Annotated in this window: 18 protein-coding genes; 9 read left to right on the top strand and 9 right to left on the bottom strand. The window is 65.3% G+C overall.

The window, feature by feature from the left end; genetic code table 11:
* Position 1: 1 nt before the first annotated feature.
* From EF294_RS18775 to EF294_RS18755, 5 genes are all read right to left on the bottom strand, one after another.
* Positions 2-1186 (bottom strand): phosphotransferase, encoded by a 1185-nt coding sequence (locus tag EF294_RS18775; protein WP_185091155.1) that lies wholly within the window; start codon positions 1184-1186, stop codon positions 2-4.
* Between the two features lie 73 nt (positions 1187-1259).
* The gene (locus tag EF294_RS18770) at positions 1260-2453 is read right to left on the bottom strand and encodes a phosphotransferase (protein ID WP_123932464.1); all 1194 of its coding nucleotides are present in this window, start codon (positions 2451-2453) and stop codon (positions 1260-1262) included.
* A gap of 51 nt (positions 2454-2504) precedes the next feature.
* The gene (locus tag EF294_RS18765; RefSeq protein ID WP_094601200.1) at positions 2505-3656 is read right to left on the bottom strand and encodes an acyl-CoA dehydrogenase family protein; all 1152 of its coding nucleotides are present in this window, start codon (positions 3654-3656) and stop codon (positions 2505-2507) included.
* A complete protein-coding gene (locus EF294_RS18760; protein ID WP_123932463.1) occupies positions 3653-4810 on the bottom strand; it encodes an acetyl-CoA C-acetyltransferase in 1158 nt (385 codons plus the stop codon). The genes EF294_RS18765 and EF294_RS18760 overlap by 4 nt, the downstream gene beginning before the upstream one ends.
* A gap of 198 nt (positions 4811-5008) precedes the next feature.
* The gene (locus EF294_RS18755; RefSeq protein ID WP_185091154.1) at positions 5009-5848 is read right to left on the bottom strand and encodes a hypothetical protein; all 840 of its coding nucleotides are present in this window, start codon (positions 5846-5848) and stop codon (positions 5009-5011) included.
* Between the two features lie 129 nt (positions 5849-5977).
* Between EF294_RS18755 and EF294_RS18750 the strand changes: the two genes are divergently transcribed.
* Complete coding sequence (locus EF294_RS18750; RefSeq protein WP_123932462.1) at positions 5978-7054, top strand: spirocyclase AveC family protein; 1077 nt, start codon at positions 5978-5980, stop codon at positions 7052-7054.
* A 30-nt stretch (positions 7055-7084) separates the two neighbouring features.
* On the opposite strand, the gene EF294_RS18745 is transcribed toward EF294_RS18750, so the two are convergent.
* Genes EF294_RS18745 through EF294_RS18730 form a run of 4 tightly spaced genes read right to left on the bottom strand, consistent with a single transcriptional unit; the run spans position 7085 to position 10652 of the window.
* Complete coding sequence (locus EF294_RS18745; protein ID WP_123932461.1) at positions 7085-8605, bottom strand: acyl-CoA carboxylase subunit beta; 1521 nt, start codon at positions 8603-8605, stop codon at positions 7085-7087.
* 45 nt (positions 8606-8650) lie between these two features.
* Positions 8651-9220, bottom strand: a complete 570-nt coding sequence (locus tag EF294_RS18740) for a TetR/AcrR family transcriptional regulator (protein WP_123932460.1) — start codon at positions 9218-9220, stop codon at positions 8651-8653.
* Between the two features lie 32 nt (positions 9221-9252).
* Positions 9253-9858 carry a TetR/AcrR family transcriptional regulator gene (locus tag EF294_RS18735; protein WP_246007955.1) on the bottom strand — a complete coding sequence of 202 codons (606 nt, stop codon included), beginning with the start codon at positions 9856-9858 and terminating at the stop codon, positions 9253-9255.
* Positions 9855-10652 (bottom strand): SDR family NAD(P)-dependent oxidoreductase, encoded by a 798-nt coding sequence (locus EF294_RS18730; protein ID WP_123932459.1) that lies wholly within the window; start codon positions 10650-10652, stop codon positions 9855-9857. The genes EF294_RS18735 and EF294_RS18730 overlap by 4 nt, the downstream gene beginning before the upstream one ends.
* A 192-nt stretch (positions 10653-10844) precedes the next feature.
* On the opposite strand from EF294_RS18730, the gene EF294_RS18725 reads away from it, so the two are divergent.
* The 8 genes from EF294_RS18725 (at position 10845) to EF294_RS18690 (ending at position 17989) form a co-directional block, all read left to right on the top strand.
* Complete coding sequence (locus EF294_RS18725; RefSeq protein WP_123932479.1) at positions 10845-11603, top strand: enoyl-CoA hydratase/isomerase family protein; 759 nt, start codon at positions 10845-10847, stop codon at positions 11601-11603.
* A gap of 5 nt (positions 11604-11608) precedes the next feature.
* A complete protein-coding gene (locus EF294_RS18720; protein ID WP_123932478.1) occupies positions 11609-12427 on the top strand; it encodes an enoyl-CoA hydratase/isomerase family protein in 819 nt (272 codons plus the stop codon).
* A complete protein-coding gene (locus EF294_RS18715) occupies positions 12424-13230 on the top strand; it encodes an enoyl-CoA hydratase/isomerase family protein (RefSeq protein ID WP_123932458.1) in 807 nt (268 codons plus the stop codon). Before EF294_RS18720 ends, EF294_RS18715 begins: the two co-directional genes overlap by 4 nt.
* Positions 13231-13306: 76 nt before the next feature.
* Positions 13307-14581, top strand: a complete 1275-nt coding sequence (locus EF294_RS18710; RefSeq protein WP_123932457.1) for an aromatic ring-hydroxylating oxygenase subunit alpha — start codon at positions 13307-13309, stop codon at positions 14579-14581.
* On the top strand, positions 14578-15093 hold the full coding sequence (locus EF294_RS18705; RefSeq protein WP_123932456.1) for an aromatic-ring-hydroxylating dioxygenase subunit beta: 516 nt from the start codon (positions 14578-14580) through the stop codon (positions 15091-15093). The genes EF294_RS18710 and EF294_RS18705 overlap by 4 nt, the downstream gene beginning before the upstream one ends.
* Before the next feature lie 21 nt (positions 15094-15114).
* Positions 15115-15375 (top strand): hypothetical protein, encoded by a 261-nt coding sequence (locus EF294_RS18700; RefSeq protein ID WP_123932455.1) that lies wholly within the window; start codon positions 15115-15117, stop codon positions 15373-15375.
* The gene (locus tag EF294_RS18695) at positions 15372-16802 is read left to right on the top strand and encodes an OB-fold domain-containing protein (protein WP_123932454.1); all 1431 of its coding nucleotides are present in this window, start codon (positions 15372-15374) and stop codon (positions 16800-16802) included. Before EF294_RS18700 ends, EF294_RS18695 begins: the two co-directional genes overlap by 4 nt.
* Positions 16799-17989, top strand: a complete 1191-nt coding sequence (locus EF294_RS18690; protein ID WP_123932453.1) for an acetyl-CoA acetyltransferase — start codon at positions 16799-16801, stop codon at positions 17987-17989. Before EF294_RS18695 ends, EF294_RS18690 begins: the two co-directional genes overlap by 4 nt.
* The last annotated feature ends 71 nt before the right edge of the window (positions 17990-18060 follow it).

Here is an 18060-nt window from a genome sequence, read left to right as displayed (position 1 = left end):
TTCACTGGAGATTCAGGAGTGCATCGAGGGTGTCTTCGTCGTCGACTGCGCTCGCCAGGCGTTCGATGTTGATCAGACAGTCCTTCTCGTCGTGTAGATCGGGCTGGAATCGTCCGGCTCCGATGGTCGCGAGCCAGAAGATGAGACCGTGAATGGACTGCTGGCGGTAGAGCAGTCGGGCCTCGGCCGGTGCGGGGGCGCGCGAGACCCCGCTCAACGAGTCGAGGTAGTGATCCAGGATCTCCGGGAGCCACTCGCGTCGATCATCGATGGCGAGGCCGCAGTTGATGGCGTAGGAGAAGTCGATCGCCCACGTTCCGGCGGCGATGGTCTGCCAATCGAACAGACCCATCTTTCCCTCTGCATTGACATACCAGTTCTTCGAGTGGACGTCGTGGTGGAGCAGGGTGAGCGGGCCGCGTACCTTCAGGTCCAGTGACGTGACGAAGGCCGGCCAGATGGTGTCTGCTCGACGTAGCAGGTGCCGGGGCAGCACGTCATGTGCTCGTTTGATCCCGCGCCGCACCATTGCCTCGGTGTTGATGATCGAATCGAGATGCCGTTGCCACTCGGAACTGGTTCGGAGCCAATTGAACTCGGAGTCCAGGTCCAGATCCCAGAAGGCCGAGTGGTAGGACGCCATCGTGGACGCCATGTCCAATGCGCAGGACTTGTCGATGTGCAGGGTCTGCGGAGAACCGAACTGTGCCCCGCGAGTGCGGGCGATGTCTTCCATGACGACGATGGACCGGCACGACCCGCGATCGTAATCACAGTGGTATCCGAATGGTGCCTCCATGGTCAGGCGAGGTCGGATCAGGTTGTAGAAGTTGCATTCTCCGACGAAGAGATCGGATAGACCGGTGAACAGCCTTGTCTTCATGTCGGGCGTGGTCTTGGTGAACAATTCGGTGGGGAGCCCGGCGTCGGCACCGACGCTGTTGTACTCCACTGTGACGGGATGTCGGGCACTGGTTCCCGCTGACCCCTCTGACACGGTGAATCCGCGGACCTGTGCGCCGGGGGTCGACGAGCACAACGCCGCGGTCAACCAGTCCGTGGTGATGTTGTCGATGCCGATCGGTACCGTACCCGGCGCGGCGGGCCGACCGGGCCGCACCGATTCGGCAATGCGGTGCCCTGCGACACGTGCCACCTGCTGTGCCAACGACGCCGTGGAACTCACTGACATGAGGGTGTCCGATCATTGATGGTGTGACGGGTCGAATCACGTTCGGGTGCAACGCCGGAAGTGATCGTTACCATCGTGGGGGGCGGTCGAGGCTGTCGAGGGACTCGAGGTCGACGAGGGCCTGTCCGGTGCGCTGGACGAGGGTGCGGACGTGCGCATCGGGTTGGAGTTCGGAGAACTTCCCGACCAGGTGGGTGTAGGTCCAGTAGATGAAGCCGCGGAACATCTGCTGTCGGTACGCGAGGAACGCTTCCCCCTCGATGGGTGGCTTCCCGCCTTCGGCGGCCAGACGCTCGAGGTACAGGGCGAGGAGGTCGCGTTCCCATTCGCGGCGGTCCTCGGTGGTGAGTGCGGTGCTCAGTGCATAGCTGACATCCAGTGCCCATCCGCCACAACCGATTCCCTGCCAGTCGTAGAGGTTGAGCGAGCCGTCTGGCAGGCGGAACCAGTTGCCCGGATGGACATCCTGGTGCAGCAGCGTCATCGGCCCGCTGACATCGTAGGTGACCGACTGCATGAGGCCGCGTCGGATGTCCTTCTTCTTCGACTGCAACGCAACCGGAATCTCCTCGTCGAGGAATCGCATGGCGAATGTGGCTCCCCGATCGAAACCGATGCGCGCGTTGAATGATCGCTGCCATTGGTCGGCAGGCATCAGATCCCACTCGCCGGTGAGTCGGGGATCGTCCCAGAGTTGTCCGTGGTAGCGCGCCAGCTCGGCGACCATCGACTCCGCGGACGGACGGTCGATGTAGATCTGAGAGGCGTCGGCGAAGGTGGCCCCGCGAGACGTGGCGATGTTCTCGGTGACAACCATCGACCGGCAGGTCTTCGGGTCCCACGCACCGTGGTATCCCTCGGGAGCACCGATGTCGAGCGTCGGGCGGATTCTGGTGTAGAAGAGTGCCTCGGCCCCCGCTGCGCCGGTGATACCGACGAGTAGTCGATTGAGTAGTGACGGAGTCGATTTGGTGTAGAGCTCGGTGGGCAGCCCGGCCGTCGATCCGGCGGCGTTCCATTCGACGGAGATCGCTCGACGTGAGCTGGTTCCGTCCGAGCCGTCTCCGAGCGCCATGTCGGTTACCCGTGCGCCGGGCACTGCGTGTCCGACCGTGGCGCCGAGCCATTCCGGGGTCAGTTGGTCCACCGACGCGGGCACCTCGTGGGGCCCGATCACCGGTTTGAGTCCCGTGACCCGCTCTGTCGCGAGAGCCGCGGACACGCGTGCCACAGAACCGAGCATGTCCAGTTGCTGTTTCATGGTTGGGGCTCCTGCCCGGTCATCCGCGCCCTTGTGCACCGGGCTTGGTCGTCACTCCGCGACGAGGTCACGACCGATGATCTCTTTCATGATCTCGGTGGTGCCCCCGTAGATGGTCTGCACGCGAGTGTCGACATAGGCTCGGCCGACATCGTATTCGGCCATGTACCCGTACCCGCCGTGGAGTTGCAGGCAGCGGTCGATGACCCGTTTCTGAAGCTCGCTGACGTACCACTTGCCCTCGGCGGCATCGACGGGAGTCAGTTCGCCGGCGTTGTAGGCATGCACCGACTTGTCGACGTACGCCTCCGCGATGTCGATCTCGGTCTTCATCTCCGCGAGTTCGAAGCGGACGTGCTGCAGATCGGTCAGTGACCCGCCGAAGGCCTTGCGGTCCCGGCAGTATCGGACCGTCTTCTGATGAATCGCCCGGGTCACCGCGAATGCCTTGGCCGTCACACCGAGTCGCTCGCGAGGGAGATGACTCATCAGGTAGTGCAGACCCTTGCCCGCTTCGCCCAACAGATTGGCGGCCGGTACCCGTGCATCATCGAAGAAAAGCTCGGCGGTGTCCTGAGCGGGCAGGCCGATCTTGTCGAGTTTGCGTCCGCGCTCGAATCCGGGGGTATCGCGCTCCACGACGAACAGGCTGAAACCCCGTGACCCCGCAGCCGGGTCGGTCTGTGCGGCGACGACCACAAGGTCGGCCATGATGCCGCTGGAGATGAAGGTCTTCTGCCCGTTGAGAATCCAGTGATCGCCGGAGAGCTCCGCGGTGGTCCGGATGCCGCGGAGGTCGCTGCCCGCGCCGGGTTCGGTCATAGCCAGTGCGCCGATCAGATCGCCGGTGGCGAAGCCGGGAAGCCAGCGTGATCGTTGCTCGTCGTTGGTGAGATCGAGCAGATAATGCAGCACGAGGTCGTCCTGGAGACTGACGGTGGTGTTGAAGGACAGTGCATTGATGCGTGCGCATTCCTCACACACGATCATGCGGTACCGGTAGTCCGATTCCTCTGCCCCACCGTACTGTTCGGGGATCTGGAGGGCATAGATGCCGGCTTTGGCGGCTCGGGCGAAGACTGTGGGGTCTATCCACCGATCGGCGTCCCATTGGTCCTTGAAGGGTTCCACCTCGCGCCGTAGGAACTCGCGTACGGTCTCGCGGTAGGCCTCGTGGTCGGCGTTGTACAGCGTGCGCTTCATGAGTCGAGCCGCTCGATGATGGTGACGTTGGCCTGACCGCCGCCCTCGCACATGGTCTGCAGTCCGTATCGCCCTCCGGTGCGCTCGAGTTCGTGCAGCATCGAGGTCATCAGCCGTGCACCGGTGCATCCGATGGGGTGGCCGAGCGCGATTGCGCCACCGTTGGGATTGACCTTGGCCGGGTCGGCTCCGGTGTCGGCGAGCCAGGCGAGTACGACCGGGGCGAAGGCTTCGTTGACCTCGAATGTGTCGATGTCGTCGATGCTCAGGCCGGTGCGCTTCAACGCATGCTGCGTTGCCGGGATGGGTGCGGTCAACATCATGACCGGATCGGCGCCGCGTACCGAGAGGTGATGGATGCGTGCGCGGGGGGTGAACCCGAAGCGGCGTACCGCGTCCTCGGACGCGATCAGCAGTGCTGCGGCCGCATCCGAGATCTGGCTGGCCACACCTGCGGTGACCTTGCCCCCCTCGCTGAGGGTTTTGAGCCCGGCCAGCTTCTCGGCGCTGGTGTCGCGACGCGGCCCCTCGTCGACGGTCACACCCATCGTGGGAACGATCTCGGTGTCGAAATGGTGTGCGTCGATGGCTGCGAGTGCGTGCGCGTGGCTGCGCAGCGCGAACTCCTCGCACTGCTCGCGGCTGATGTTCCACCGATCGGCGATCATCTCGGCGGCGCGGAATTGCGAGATCTCCTGCGTACCGTAGCGGGCTTCCCAGCCGGTGCAGTCGGTCCACGGATCGGCCGAACCGAATGGTTCGCCTGCACCGAACGCACACAGGATCGGGTACTGACTCATTTTCTGTACCCCGCCGGCGACGATGAGGTCACTGGTGCCGCTCATCACGCCCTGGGCTGCGAAATGTACTGCCTGTTGCGCTGATCCGCATTGGCGGTCGATCGTCACCCCCGGGACCGATTCCGGAAGCCCTGCGGCGAGAGCGGAGGTGCGGGCGATGTCGCCGGCTTGGGAGCCCAGGTTGTCCAGGCAACCGAGGATCACGTCGTCGATGGCGGCGGGATCGACATCGTGGCGGCCGACCAGTGTCTTGATTACATGTGCAGCCATGTCCGCCGGGTGCGCATCGGCGAATCCTCCGCCGCGCTTGCCGACAGCGGTGCGCGCCGCGTCGACGATATAGGCCTCGGGCATCTCTTACTCCTCGGGTTGGACAAATGCTCGACGGGACGTGCCGGTCGGCGTTACGGGGTGGACGGACGCAACCGTCCCACGAGTAGAATTTAACATAGAATCAAATTGAAGGATCAACTCCGACCGCTAGAGGTCGAATTCGGTTGTCCGGGCCACGTCACCGTCCTCGTCCGCTGCGGGGGATTCGCCGCACCGCGGTCACGAGATCGGTTGCCGGGAGCGGCCACCGCCTGCGACCGGTGCAGGAGCCGGCCGCAGGGACGGATCTCGTGGCAGCTGACCGGCCACCAGATGTGTGCCCAGGACTCCGATGGTCCACGCGATCGCGCCGACGACGGTGAGCGCCGCCAGTGCTAGGGCGACCATCGGCGGGCTGTCGCCCGAATGCCGGACCGAGAGGTAGAGAATGCCGCCGCCGAACAGTCCGGCGGCGAAACCGGTGGGTACCAGTGGGATGAGGTAGGCCTGGCCGACGCCGGACAGGAGCGGGACGAGTCGGTACGCGATGATTCCGCTGACGACTGCCGACATGGCGTTGGTGAAGGCCAGGAACAGCGGATACCCGAGAACCTTGAACGGTTGCTCATCGGGGTAGCCGTAGACGCTCAGGACGCTGATGTAGGTGACCTCGGCGATCAGGGCCATCGCGGCGATCGATGCGTACATCGTCCACACGGTGCGCATCGACGGCCTGCGCGCGAGCGTACGCGCGATGATCACCGACGCCCCGCCGTAGAAGGCGATGTAGGCCGCCGGGACCCAGATCGGTTGTGCGCTGCCGAAGGTCGTGTACAGGTGCCACTGGCCGTCGCGGTAGAACACAAGCCCGTAGAGGTGATCGAACAGGGGCTCCATCAAGCACGCCAAACCGCCCGAGGCCAGCAGGAGGAACGGCCAGATGATCCGCTCGCGCACACAGATTCGTATCACGTATGCGAGTGCGGCCAGGGCCAGCGCGTAGGTGAGGATCGTCGCGATCCACTGTCCGGTGGGGCTCACTGCGGCATGGATTTCGCTGATGCCGGGGGTGACGTTCATGGTGGGGACTCCCCGATGTGAATTTAATAGGCATTCGAAATCTACCAGAGGTTGGGTTACTGTGCTCTGGAACACACGATGCCGCACTGTTTTTGTCGCGGCCCACAGGGAGAAGGAGGGGTTGGTCTGATGGCAACAGTCCGCACCGCAGGGAAGGTGCCCGGAGCCGAACCGCCGGTGAGGCGGACGCAGCATGACGGCGGCCAATCGTCGCCCGGGGCGACGGCGAGCGAGCCGAATGCACGGGTGGGGGCTGCCGACGTCAAACCACTGACCCGGCGCGGGTCCACCACGATTCTCGCGGCCGTCGGCTTCGTGTGGTTCGCGGTGTGCGTGGTGACCGTCGCCCGGTGGGTGTCCTCGAGTGAGGAATTCCGGCCTGCCCCCCGGATCGGCCCGGATGAGATGGCTGACTGGCGCATGATCGCGTTGCGTGTCTTCGAGGTGATCAGCCTGATCGTGCTCGCGCTGTTCCTCTGGTTCAGTGTCGTGCAGCCGATTCGGAAGACGGGCAAGCTCAGCCTCGACGGCAGATTCGTGATCGGCGGTTTGATCTGTTTCGTCGCCGATGCGTTCCTCAACGTGCAGCAGTACCTGTTCGCGTGGAACAGTGCCAACGTCAACATGGGTGTCTGGGTGCGCTTTCTGCCGTTCCACAATCCCGATGCGCCGAGTCGCTATGCGGAGTCGCTCATCTGGGGCCCGCCGATGTACGTCTACTTCTGCGCGGGCGTGGCCATCGTCGCTTGCCACCACGCCAAGAAGGTGCGTCGACGGTGGCCCGACATCAGCAAGGTGCCCCTCTTCGTCGGCATCTTCGTCGCCGAGTTCTTGTTCGACTTCATCGTCGAGAACACCGTCATTCGCACCACGCACGCCTACGCGTTCGCCAAAACCTATGAGCCGCTGACCCTGTGGTCGGGATCGGTCCATCAGTTCCCGATCTACGAATCCATCCTCGTCGCCGCGGTCGGTTGTGTGTTCACCTGGATGCGCATGGAGGCCGAGGATCATCCCGACGGGCTGTCGCCGATCGAATCCGGTCTCGTGCACTGGCGTCCGGCTCTGCGGGGCTGGGTGCGTAACTTCGCGGTCCTCGGGTTTTGCATGGTGACCCTGGTGTTCGTCTACCACCTGCCGTTCAACTGGCTCGGGCTCATCGGCACCTCACACGCCGATCTGCCCAGCTACCTGCTGCCGGGCTGAGTCCAGGCGGCCGGATCGGGTACGGGCAGGTCAGATCGGGGAAATGGTGCGCCGTTTCCCCGGTACCCGATCCGCGTGTCTGCGGCACCGCGACAGCGACTCGATCAGTAGTTCTCTGGTCGCCGACGGCGCGACGACGTCGTCGATACCGAATCCCGATGCGGCGCGCACTGGGTGGACATTAGCCCGGAAACCTTCGACGAGTTCATCCCGACGCGAGTGCGGGTCCGGTGCGGCGGCGATCTCGCGTCCGAAGGCGATGTCGACCGCTCCCTCGATGGGCATCGCGCAGATTTCGGCGGTCGGCCAGGCCAGCGACAGATCGGCATCGATGCTGCGGCCGCCGCCCATCGCGATGTAGGCGGCGCCGTAACCCTTGCGGACCACGACGGTGAAACGGGGCACGGTGGCACGGCCGAGCTCGAACATCAGGCGTCCGCTGCGGCGGGCCAGTTGCGTCGATTCCGCAGCGCTGCCGATGAGGAACCCGGGCAGATCGATCAGGATCAGCAGTGGCAGGCCGAAGGCATCGCAGACCGCGGCGAGATGCGCGGCCTTCTCGCAGGCTGCGGAGTCCAGTGCGCCGCCCAGATGTCGGGGCTGATTGCCGATCACCCCGATCGGGTGACCGTCGATGCGGGTCAGGCATGTCACGATGTTCGGGGCTGCGGTCGGCCGGATCTCGAGGACGCTGTCGCGATCTGCCAGTCCTTCGACGACGTCGAGCATGTCGTAGGCGCGTCGGGAGGAGTCGGGGATGATCGAATCGAGATCGACGACGGCCTGCTGCGGCATGGACACGCGCGGTGCCGGTCCGTCGGCGTGCGCGGGTAGGTAACCCAGGTAGGCGCGGATGGCGTCGAGTGCCTCGTGCTCGTCGTCGGCGGCGATGTCGACGACACCACGCTCGGCCTGAACGTCGGCGCCGCCGATCTCCTCGTTGGTCAGGTCCTCTCCTGTGCCCGCACGTACGAAGGGCGCCGACGACATGCCGATCGTTCCAGTACCGCGGACCACCACGACGAGATCGCACAGCGCGGCCAGGTTGGTCGCCAGCCCAAACCCGGGGCCCATCATCGCCGCGACGGTGGGTACCAACCCGGACAGATCGATGAGTCGGGCCAGCATCGGGGAGCCGAGCGCGGCCGACCGGGAATCGAGGCCTTCCTGGATACGATGGCCGCCACCGTCGCACAGCAGGACCAAGGGGATTCGATCCTGCAGGGCACGGGCGGCACAGCGCTCGATCTTGCTCATGCCCACCTCACCGTTGCTGCCGCCGAGCACGGTGAAATCGAACGCCACGATCGCGGCCGCTCGCCCGTCGATACGGCCTATCCCGGTGACGACCCCGTCGCCTGGTGCGTCGACGGTCCGGGACTGGTCGCCGGGCGTTGCCAGCGCACCGAACTCCACGAAAGTGGCACCACCCGTGAGGATCTCGATGCGTTCCCGGGCTGTCAGCTTGCCCCGATCGTGCTGTCGGCCGACCGCCTTTGATCGTGCGGCGTCACGGGTTGCCGCGTGTGCGGCGCGAATGCAGTCAGACACCGGGGACCTCGCCTGCGGTCAGACCGGCCACCTGGTTCTGCGATGTCAGCGCCTGCGGGCGGCTCCTGTCGCGATGGCCGCCTCGCGACGAAGCGACTCGAGCAACTGTTGGGCCGCCCACTCCAGGACGGCCACGTCGCGAGTCAGCGTGGTCTGCTCGTACCCCGTCATCAAGAAGACAGCCCAGCTTGCATACCGACGTGCGGATTCGTCCCCGAGGATAGGGCTGACGACGTCGTGGACCAGTTGGTATCTGCGATTGTCGACGGCAGACACGACGGCATGCACCTTCGGGTCGATCGCGCCCCAGATGCGGATGGCTCCCTCCGCGCCGTACGGCAGGGACAAGCCGTACGCGAGCAGGCTGTCGAGACGCGTGGCAGGATCGGGTTGTGCGAGCACCTCCGCCACCTCGACCCGGGTGTGGGAGTCGAACCAGAATTCCAGCAGTTGGTCGGTGTAGTCGGCCCAGTTTCGGAAGAAGTGATAGAAGGATCCCGTCGTCACCCCGAGTCGCCGGCATACCTCCGAAAGCTTCAGCGAGCCGTATCCCGCGGACGACAGGACGGCGAGTCCGGTCTCGAAGTAGGTTTCGCGTGACGCCGTGGGTGCCATGGCCCCACGGTAACCGCGTACCGGTCCGGTGGTCAGTTGGCACGGCTGCCCCCGACGGCGCTGTCGATTTCGCTGAAAAGTCCTCGCGTGATCATCGCCTGGGCGGTCGACACGACGACGTCGATCGTCGACCCGTCGCGATGCCACCATTCCGGGGTCCAATTCAGGGCGCCGATGATCATCATTCGTGCGACCCCGAGGTCCAACCCCGGCTCGAGTAGTCCTTCGCTCTCAGCGTCGGTGAGCAGGCCACGCCACATGTCGTGGTAGGCGTCGCTGTCTACGCTCAACTCCTTGCGCATAGCCGGAGGAACATGACCGAGATTGCGGGTCACTGCGGTCGCGAAGTCGGAGAGTTCGAGTTCGATGCGTAGATGAGCCTCCACCGCGACCAGCAGTCGCGCCGCGGCAGACTGGTCGGCGCAGGCGTCGAGGGCCTCGCGCACATGCGTCCAGACTCGCTGTTGTCCGGCGCGCATCACCTCCAGCACCAGGTCGTCGCGTGAGGCGAAGTAGTGATACATGCCGGGGGTGCGTAGGCCGGCGAGATTGGCGATGTCGCTGAGTCTGCTTGCGGCGTAGCCGCGTTCGCTGAGTACCCGCGCCGCAGCGTGCAGGATTCGGTCCCGGGTGTTCACGGCATCGTGTATCCGCCGGACACCGAGAACATCTGCCCGGTGATCTGTCTGGCCGCGGCATCGGAGGACAACCACACCACCGAGTTGGCAACGTCGGCGGCGGTCGTCAGGCGCCGAAGAGGCGTGCCCATGACCATGAACTCGGTCTGCTTGTCGTCGAACACGGCGTCGTCGCCACCCGACCAGAGACTCTGCGCGCCGACTGCCTCGGGGCCGTCCGGTATCACCAGGCCGGGGCACACGATGTTGCTGCGAATTCCCTTGCGGCCGAATTCTTTGGCGGTGGTCCGCGCAAGCGCGACCACCGCCGCCTTGGTGGCGCCGTACACCGCTTGGCGGATCTGGCCGAAGGCGGCATCGCTGGCGACGAACACGATCGATCCGGCACCGGAATCGACCATGGAAGTCAGAACGGCCTGGGTGGTGGCCACCGACGCGAACATATTGACCTCGACGAGACGTTGCCATCGGGTCCGGTCGGTGTCCTCGGCGAGAAAACAGGGAACACTCCATCCCGCGTTGTTCACCAAGCAATCGACACCACCCCAGGCCGCGGTCATCTCTGACACGATGCGCTCGGGCACCTGCGGCTCGGTGAGGTCGCCCACGCTCGTCAGAACCGCTTGGGCGCCGAGGCGCTCGGACTCCTCGGCGACCTTCTCGGCCTGTGGGCCGTCGATGTCGGCGACCATGATCCGGGCGCCCTCGGCGGCGAAACCGTGGACGATGCCACGACCGATGTTCGACGCCCCTCCGGTGACCAGCACCCGCGCTCCTGCGAGACCGAGATTCATGCGGCATCTGTCCTTTCTCGAGCGCGTTCCCCTCTGGTGTTCGCGAGGATTCGGCGTCGGTGCCGATTGACTCGGATCGTTCTTTAATTTAGATTCGATTCATGATTTTGGAAAGGGGTGCCGGTGAAAACGTTCAACCGACCCGGATCTGGGGGACACGGTCCAGGCGAGGTCGCCCATGACGCGCCGGTACTGGTCGAGGTCGATGGCGCAGTCGCGCGAATCATCCTCAATCGTCCGCATCAACACAACGCGGTAACCACGGCCCTCGCGGCGGGTCTTCGCCGGGCGATCGCCGATGTGGGCCACCGGCCCGACGTGCGTGTCATCGTGCTCTCCGGTGCGGGCGGACATTTCTGCAGCGGAGGCGATTTCGATGAGGTCACCGCGCTCAGTGCGCGGGGCGTCGACGCATTGCGAGGCCTGTTCGACGAGTTCGGCGAGGCCTGTGCTGCGATCGGGGACGTCCCGGTGCCGGTCATCGCCGCGGTTGCCGGCGACGCCATGGCCGGTGGATTCGAGCTCTTGCAGGCATCGGACATCGTCCTGGTCAGCGTATCCGCCAGGATCTCGGACAATCATATCCGATTCGGGATGATCCCCGGCGGCGGTGGCTCCCAACGCCTGCCCCGACTGGTCGGCACGCAGCGCGCACTCGGCCACATGCTCAGCGGCGATCGGATCGACGGGGCACAGGCGGTGGCGTGGGGGCTGGCCTACGAGATGTACGCCGACGACGAATTCGCGGATCGTACCGAACAATTCGCGCGACGGATCGCGAGCTTTGATCCGGTCGCCGTCGGCAGGATAAAGCAGCTGGTCCGTTCCGGGCTGACGGGCCCACTGGACGAGGGGCTGGCCGCCGAGACCGATGCAGTCGTCGATCACATCATTGCCGGGACAGGAGCGCATGGTGCGCAGCGGTTCGCGGGACGAGGAGGACGTTCGTGACCACAATTCCCGACGCCGGGACCGCCGCAGCGGCGACGACGGCTCCCGTACTGTACGCCGTTGCCGACGGAATCGCGCGAATCCGGCTGAATCGACCCGAGGCGGCCAACGGGATGAACGTCGAGCTGCTCCGCGCCCTGCACGAGGCCATCCTTGCCGCGCATGCGGATCCGGGGGTGCGGGTCGTGGTTCTTTCCGGCGAGGGACGCAATTTCTGCGCCGGTGGCGATGTGAAGACCTTTGCCGCCAAGGGGGAGGCGTTGCCGGATTATCTCCGCGAGGCCACTGCCTGGCTGCAGTTGGCCACCGCGGCCTTGATTGCATTGAAGGCGCCGGTGATCACCAAGATCCACGGATTCGCGGCAGGCGGAGGAGGGTTCGGACTCACCTGTGCCTCCGACATCGTGGTAGCGGCCGAATCCGCAAAACTCTTCTCCGGAGCAGTCCGGGTGGGAATGGCGCCTGATGGCGGAACCACGGTGACCCTCACCCAGCTGGTTGGCCTACGACGGGCGATGGACATCTTGCTCACCAATCCCACCCTCAGCGCGACCCAGGCCAAGGAACTCGGCATCGTCTCTCGGGTCGTGCCGGACGCAGAGCTCGATGCCGCCGTCGATGATCTCGCTGACGAGTTGGCCGCGGCCGCTCCCCGAGCACTGTCAGAGACCAAACGCCTGGTGTGGGACGGTGTGGGTGCTACCGTGGCCGCGCAACTACCCGACGAAGCCAGGACAGTTTCCGAGCTATCGGGTACCGCCGATTCCCGCGAGGGTCTGGCAGCCGTCATCGAGCGCCGCGCACCGAGGTTCACCGGACGATGAGCGAGCCCACTACGCAGACCGCGAGCAGGAGCGAATCGCCGGTGCTTGTCACCGACGAGGGCGCCGCGCGCGTGATCACCCTCAACCGTCCCGAGCGCCGCAACGCGATCGACCTGCCCATGAGGTACGCCCTCGCGGAGGCCATCGAAACGGCGATGACCGACGATCCGGTGCGCGTGGTGGTCCTGACCGGCGCCGGGGGAGCGTTCTGCTCGGGCGGAGACATCTCCACCATGAGCAGGCAACCTGAGTCACAGACCCGCCCGCGCGCCGAGGCGGCTCAGCGGGTGATCCGTGCCATCTGGAATGGCCCCAAACCGGTTCTGGCTGCGGTGGAGGGCCCCGCGTTCGGAGCGGGCACCGCCTTGGCCATCGCCTGCGATCGGGTCATCGCGGCCTCCGACGCACTGTTCGGCACGACATTCACCGGCGTCGGCCTGGCGGGGGACATGGGAGTCTTCGCGAGTCTCCCTGCCCGGGTGGGTGTTCCGACGGCCAGGCAACTGCTGATGCTTCCCCGTCGGATCACCGGCAACGAGGCGCTGGAGATGGGACTCGTTGACTCGGTGTGCGGGCCTGGGCAGGCGTTGGCCGAAGCGATCGCCGACGCCGGCCGACTGGCGCAAGGGCCTCCCCTTGCGCTCGCAGCCATCAAATCCCAACTCAACGAATGGCCCAAGGACCGCTTCCAGAATCTCGACGACGAGGTTGAGCATCAGGTCAGACTCTGGGACAGCGACGATTTCGCCGAGGGCGTCGCAGCCTTCGGCGAACGACGACCACCGAACTTCCGCGGCCGATGATTCGTCATCGACCCCGACACCTCATCCACTCCCGGCCCATCACGCAGAACCTCTGCGACACGAGAGGACATCGACGATGACCACCACGTTGCCACCCGATTCGACCTTCGAGCAGCGTCTCGACGCTCTCATCCAGCCGACCCGGGTGCACGGTTCGCTGTACTCCGATCCCGAGATCTTCGCGCGTGAGTTGGAGAAAATCTGGTACACCACCTGGGTTTTCGTCGGTCACGAGAGTGAGGTCCCCGAACCCAACGACTACGTCCGCAAGAAGCTCGGCCGCCAAGACGTGATCATGACCCGGGACCGTGACGGACAGATCCATCTGCTGCTCAACCGCTGTGCGCATCGCGCCAACCTCGTCTGCGACGACGCGCAGGGCAATTCCAGCTCATTTCGCTGCCCCTACCACGGATGGACCTACCGCAACAGCGGTGAACTGCTCGGCTACCCGTACAACAAGGGCTACGGCGGCAAGAACGCCGTGGACCTGAAGATGGGGTCGGTGACCCGGGTCGACTCATACCAGGGCTTCGTGTTCGGGAGTTTCGCCGCCGAGGGGCCGAGTCTCGTCGAGCACCTCGGCGCCACCGCGGGCGAGATCGATCGGCTCGCCCGGCTCTCGCCCGAGGGTAAGGTCGCCCTGAATGCCGGCTGGCTGCAACACAAGACCAAGGCAAACTGGAAGTTGCTGGCGGAGAACGAGACCGACGGCTATCACCCGCAATTCGTGCACGGCTCGATCTTCGGGGTAACCGGATCGCCGATCGGTGCGCTCTACAGCGACAATTCCACGGCCGTCACGCGAAACCTGGGTGGCGGGCACAGCGAGAACGATCTGCGGCCCGAGTTCCGCAAGTTCAACGAACCGATGCGTTGGTTCGGGACGACCGAGTCCCGCGTCCCCGACTACGTCGCCGCGATGCGTGCCACGCATGGGGCGGACGCCGAGCGCATCCTCGTCGAGGGCGCACCGCACGTGATGATCTTCCCCAATCTCTTCATTGCCGAGATACAGGTGTTCAACATCCAGCCCGTTGCGGCCGATGAATGCGTGCAGTACTCGACGGCGGTCCAACTTCTCGGCGCGCCGGAACTGAACAAACGCATGATCTCCCAGTCGATCGGCTCGGTGGGTCCGGCGGGCATGCTCCTGGCCGACGACACCGAGATGTACGAACGCAATCAGCGCGGCGTGCAGATGCGTGAACCGGAATGGCTCGACGTGCGGCGCGGGGTGGTGCGGGAAGCGGTCGACGACAACGGGTTCACCATCGGCACCGCCACCGATGAGACCGGTATGCGGGGCTTCTGGTCCCACTACAAGACATTGATGGAGGCCAACCGATGACGACGACCGCACCCGAGGTGACCCCCGAGGTCGACATTCGTGACGTCGAGGCGTTCCTGTATCGCGAGGCACGGTACGCCGACGAGAACGACTACGACGCCTGGGAGGCCCTGTGGACCGACGATGCGATCTACTGGGTGCCCGCGGCCGACGCCGACGGGGATCCGTTGACGACGGTCTCGGTCATCTTCGACAACCGAAACCGAATTAGCACACGCTTGAAGCAGGTTCGGACCGGTAAGCGCTACGCCCAGGCTCCGCCGTCGAACCTGCGACGGTTGATCTCGAACGTGGAGATCCTGGGCACGGTCACAGCGCCGACCGGCGACTCCGATCTCGAGGTCGGGGCCAATGTGCTCGTCTTCGAGTCCCGCGAGCGTGGCAACGAACTCTGGGGCGGCCGGATCACCTACCACCTGAGGCGCTCACCGGACGGATTTCGGCTGTCGTACAAGAAGGTCGTCCTGGTCGATCACGACAAGGCCATTCCCACTCTGGGTTTCCTGATCTGAGACACGATGGCGGTGATCAAGATGAAAGGAACCGGCGACGGTGACGATGCCGTCTTGTCCAGTGGTGACGTGATCGGCAGTGAGTTCGCCGAGGTGCGGGTCAGTGTCGACCATGCGGGCAATTCGAGCCGCCTGCGCCTCGAGGACCTGCGCACCGGGCGCGTGCGCCACCTCGACGCCTTGGAACTCGAGACGATCGTGTGGCTGACCGACGGACATCTGAACCGGTTGCTCGATCCGTCCGCCGACCGCTGGAACGAACGCAACGGAGATCACCGATGACGGCCGGGATCATCTCCTATGCAACCTATCTGCCGACCTGGCGACTCGACGGAACCGACATCGGCGCCCGCGGCGACCGGGTGGTTGCCGGCTTCGACGAGGACAGCACCACGATGGCGGTGGCGGCTGCCGATGCCGCCCTGTCCGGAGCGGACCAGGTGGACGGGGTGTACCTGGTGACCAGTTCCCCTGCCTACGCCGACAAGACCAATGCCGTCACGGTACACACCGCACTGGGCATCGAATCAGACGTGGTTGCCGCCGACCTCGTCGGGACTGGAAAGTCGGCAGTTGCCGGCCTCACCCTGGCGGGTCATACAAGTGGACTGGCCGTCCTCTCCGATGTCCGGGTCGGACTGCCCGGCAGTCTCGACGAGAAGAGCGGAGGCGATGGCGCGGCCGCATTCCTGTTCGGCACCGGCCAGGATAGACCCGTCATCGCCGAACTGATCGGGGCGGCAAGTCGATCCATCGAGATCCTGGACCGCTGGCGAGCACCGTCATCGACCACCGGCGAGCGATGGGAAGAGCGCCTCGGCCAGGAGGTCTACGAGCCTGCCGTGCGCACTGTGGTCGCGCATGCGCTGGCGCAGGCCGGTATCGAGCACGTCGATCACGCCGTAGTGGCATCCGGGAATCCGTCGGTGGTCAAGCGGGCGTCGAGACTCGTTCCCGCTCAGCGCACCACGACCTCACCCGTGGGGTACTCCGGTGCGGCAGACCTCGGTATCGCACTGGCAGCTGCCTTCGACGTCGCCGCACCCGGCGAGGTTGTCGTCGCCGTGTCTGTCACCGACGGGGTCGATGTGCTCGTCTTCCGTACCACCGGTGCAATTCTCGATGCGCGGCAGGATGTTCCGGTCGCCGAGTCACGTGCCCACGGCACCCGCGTGGACTATCCGCGGTATCTGCAGTGGCGGGGGCTGCTGTCGCGGGAGAGTCCGCGACGACCCGAGCCGGATCGGCCCGTCGCACCTGCCTCGATGCGTAACGTCGAATGGAAGTTCGCGCTGACCGGGACTCGCTGCAACGCTTGCGGTTTCCTGCACCTACCGCCAATGCGGATCTGCCGGTCATGTGGTGCGGGTGACCTCATGGCCCGTGAGCGGGTGGCCGGACGAGGCGGCAGGGTGGCCACGTACACGGTTGACCGGCTGGCGTACTCGCCGTCGCCACCGGTGGTGGGAGCAGTCATCGACTTCGACGGTGGTGGCCGTTACACGTTCGAGGTGGCCGACGGCGCCGAGGGCATCGAGGTCGGTGCGCGCGTCACCACGACATTTCGGCGGCTGTACACCGCGGGATCGGTACACAACTACTTCTGGAAGGCGCGACTTCTGTCCACCGTCGACAGCGGGAACGGATCGGGCGAGGGCGGTGGCAGGTCGAGCGGTGTCGGAAGCCGACGAGAGGAGATGCCCGCATGAGCAGGGGTATTCGTGACGCCGTTGCGGTGGTGGCCATGGGTTGCACGCGATTCGGCGAACGCTGGGAGTCCTCGACTGACGATCTGCTCATCGAGGCGGTCGGCGAATGCATGGGCGATTCCCGAAAACTGGAATTCGCCGACGTCGAGGCGTTCTGGCTCGGCACCCTGGCCTCCGGGCAGAGCGGGATGACCTTGTCGCGCCCCCTCGGCATCGACTACCGTCCGGTGACCCGGGTCGAGAACTACTGTGCGACAGGCTCTGAAGCATTTCGGAACGCCTGCTATGCAGTAGCCTCGGGTGCCTACGACACAGTGATGGCGGTGGGCGTCGAGAAGCTCAAGGACTCCGGCTTCTCGGGCCTGCTCAGAGGAGACCCGCCGGCCGACCAGACCGCGTCGGAGGTGTCGTTCACCGCCCCCGCTGCGTTCTCCCTTCTCGACCCGGCCTACTGCGCCCGCTATGGTGTCTCCGCAGAGGAGATGCGCGCGGCCATGAGCCACGTGGCGTGGAAGAACCACGTGAACGGCGCCCGAAATCCGAAGGCCCAGTTCCGGTCGGAGGTCTCGGTCGAGAAGATCGAGGCGGCACCGAAGGTCGCCGGGCGGCTGGGTGTCTTCGACTGTTCGGGGGTGTCGGACGGCGCGGCGTGCGCGGTGATCGTGCGCGCCAAGGACGCGCATCGATACACCGATCACCCGATGTATGTGAAGGGGCTGTCCCTTGCCGCGGGCCCGGCGCAGGGCGCCGCCGATCCCGTTTACGATTTCACCACTTTTCCCGAGGTGGTGCGCAGCGCGCACGACGCCTACGCGCAGGCCGGCGTGACCGATCCGCGCGGAGAGTTCTCGTTCGCCGAGGTTCACGACTGTTTCACCCCGACGGAGATCGTGCTCATGGAGGATCTCGGTTTCGCCGACCGTGGTCAGGCATACAAAGACGTCCTCACCGGAGAATTCGACGCCGATGGCGTCTTGCCGGTCAACATTGACGGCGGGCTCAAGTCGTTCGGTCACCCGGTGGGTGCCAGCGGTCTCCGGATGCTCTACGAATGCTGGCTGCAGTTCAGCGGGCGAGCAGGCGACCGGCAGATCGGCGACCCGAAGCTCGCGTTGACCCACAATCTCGGTGGCCGTCCGGGAGGGTGTGTCTCATTCGTCTCGGTGGTGGGGTCGACTCTGGGCTGACACGAACTCCGGGCGCACACGGACGTGGGCGCACCCGGGACATGGCTGCCGGTCGCAGGCGCGAGCGAGAG

This window comes from Gordonia oryzae (assembly GCF_003797185.1).
Taxonomy (GTDB): Bacteria; Actinomycetota; Actinomycetes; order Mycobacteriales; family Mycobacteriaceae; genus Gordonia; species Gordonia oryzae.
The sequence above is the reverse complement of the archived record's forward strand: the minus strand, read 5'-3'. Positions and strand labels throughout refer to the sequence as shown.